Consider the following 1,145-nt stretch of genomic DNA (forward strand, 5'->3'; position numbering starts at 1 on the left):
TCCGAAGTCATCTACAACGCCGACGGTTCCGTCCAAGGCGTGGCCACCGGCCACCAGGGCCTGGGCAAAGACGGCGAGCCCACCGGCGACTTCCAGATCGGCATGGAGCTGCACGCCAAGTACACCGTGTTTGCCGAAGGCGCCCGCGGCCACCTGGGCAAAGAGCTGATCGAGCGCTTCCAGCTCGACGCCGGCAAAGACCCGCAGGCCTACGGCATCGGCATCAAAGAACTGTGGGAAGTGCCCGCAGACCAAGCGAAACCCGGCCTGGTGGTGCACACCGCCGGCTGGCCGCTGGACGGCCAGACCTACGGCGGTGGTTTCCTGTACCACCTCGAAGGCAACAAGGTCACCCTGGGCTTTGTGGTGGGCCTGGACTACAGCAACCCCTGGCTGAGCCCCTTCGAGGAAATGCAACGCTGGAAGACCCACCCCAGCATCCGCCCCCACATCGAAGGCGGCAAGCGCATCGGTTACGGCGCGCGCGCCATCGTCGCCGGCGGGTTGCACTCCCTGCCCAAGACCGTCTTCCCCGGCGGTGCCCTGGTCGGGTGCGACGCCGGTTACTTGAACGCCGCACGCATCAAAGGCAGCCACGCTGCCATCAAGAGCGGCATGCTGTGCGCCGAAGCCGCCTTCGAAGCCATCCAGGCCGGGCGCAGCGGTGACGAACTCGTCGCCTACCCCCAGGCCTTCGAGCAGAGCTGGCTGTACCGCGAACTCGACCAGTCGCGCAACTTCAAGGCCTGGTTCAAGAAGGGCAACACGGTGGGGGCGCTCATGACCGGCATCGAGCACTGGCTGCTGCCCAAGCTGGGCATGAAGCGCCCGCCCTGGAGCCTGCACCGCACCCACGCCGACCACACCTACCTGCGCCCCGCGGCCGAGTGTCCCAAGATCGACTACCCCAAACCCGATGGGAAGCTGACCTTCGACCGCCTCTCCAGTGTCTTCATCAGCAACACCAACCACGCCGAGGACCAGCCCGCGCACCTCACGCTCAAGGACGCTGGCGTGCCGGTGAGCGTGAACCTGGCCAAGTACGCCGGACCCGAGAGCCGCTACTGCCCGGCCGGGGTGTACGAGTTCGTGAACAAGGACGGGGCCGACCAGCTGGTGATCAACGCGCAGAACTGCGTGCACTG

1 protein-coding gene is annotated in these 1,145 nt (G+C 66.5%); it reads left to right on the top strand.

What is annotated here, in order from left to right:
* On the top strand, positions 1-1,145 hold a 1,145-nt coding region (locus HA630_RS16960; RefSeq protein WP_166836184.1), incomplete at both ends, for an electron-transfer flavoprotein:ubiquinone oxidoreductase.

The sequence above is a fragment of the Aquabacterium sp. A08 genome (assembly GCF_011742065.1).